We start from the raw sequence: 1,378 nt of genomic DNA on the forward strand, positions 1-1,378 counted from the left end.
CGCTCAGAGATGTGTATAAGAGACAGGAACCGGTGACCGCCGTCCAACTGATCATCGGCCTGCTCACCATCGTGGCCAACGCCTTCTTCGTCGGCGGCGAGTTCGCCCTCATCTCGGTGCGACGCAGCCAGGTCGAACCCCTCGCCGAGGCCGGCGACCGCCGGGCCCGCACCGTCATCTGGGGCCTGGAGCACGTCTCCGCCATGCTGGCCACCGCCCAACTCGGCATCACCGTCTCCTCGCTGGTGCTCGGCATGGTCGCCGAACCGGCCATCGCCCACCTGCTGGAGCCGCCGTTCCAAAGCCTGGGCGTGCCGGAGGGCCTGATCCACCCGGTCGCCTTCGTCATCGCACTGGGAACGGCGACCTATCTGCACATGCTGCTCGGCGAGATGATCCCGAAGAACCTCGCGCTCGCCGCGCCCGAGCGGGCCGCCCTGCTGCTGGTGCCGCCGCTGGTGGCCACCTGCCGGGCGGTGCGGCCGGTGGTCTTCTCGATCAACGGCTTCGCCAACCGGATCCTGCGCCTGCTCAGGGTCGAGCCCAAGGACGAGGTGGCCTCGGTGTTCACCGAGGACGAGCTCGCCCGGATGGTCAAGGACTCCTCGGACGCGGAACTGCTCAGCGCCCGGGACACCGAGCTGCTGCACGACGCCCTGGAGCTGGGCTCCCGGCCCGTCTCCGAGGTCGTCACGCCGCGCGAGCGGATCGTCTTCGCCGGCCCCGGCACCACCCCGGCACAGCTGGAACAGCTCGCCGCCCGCACCGGTTTCTCGCGCTTCCCCGTACTCGGCCCGGACGAGCGGGTGGACGGCTACCTGCACATCAAGGACGCCCTCGAACACGACAGCACCCGCGACCGCCCGTTCCCGCCCGGCACGCTCCGCCCGATCGCCCGCGTCCCGGAGGCGATGCCCCTCGACGACGTCCTGACCGCGATGCGCCGCTCCGGCACCCACCTCGCGGCCGCGATCACGACCGACGGGACCCCCCTCGGCCTGGTCACCATGGAGGACGTCCTCAAGGAACTGGTCGGCCCCGCCCCCACCACCGGAGCCCGCTGACGCTCCATCCCCACGGCCCGTGCCCGGCCCCGCAGTGCGGGGGCGGCACGGGCCGTCGCGGCTCTGCGAACTCCCGGCGCTCCCGGCGCTCCCGGCGAGGAGGGTGTGCACCGTGGCGGCCATGGCCCGGCGGGCCTGATCCTCGCTCAGGCGGGAGCCGCGCCAGTGGCACCAGGCACTCCAAGTCGTCACCGCGTCCAGGCCGTTGAGCAGGTCCGTGCGCGCGGGCTCGGGGCCGCGTGCACCTCCCCCACCCCGACCCCGACCACCAGTCCCACAACCACGCCCACCCCTGTCTCTTATACACATCTCTG

At 72.1% G+C, this 1,378-nt stretch carries 1 protein-coding gene; it reads left to right on the forward strand.

Features of this window, described 5'->3' with window-relative positions; all coding sequences use genetic code 11:
• Positions 1–32: 32 nt before the first annotated feature.
• The gene (locus VR45_RS32350) at positions 33–1,064 is read left to right on the forward strand and encodes a hemolysin family protein (RefSeq protein ID WP_045943447.1); all 1,032 of its coding nucleotides are present in this window, start codon (positions 33–35) and stop codon (positions 1,062–1,064) included.
• Positions 1,065–1,378 lie beyond the last annotated feature (314 nt).

The organism is Streptomyces sp. NRRL S-495 (genome assembly GCF_000966955.1).
Lineage (GTDB): Bacteria > Actinomycetota > Actinomycetes > Streptomycetales > Streptomycetaceae > Kitasatospora > Kitasatospora purpeofusca.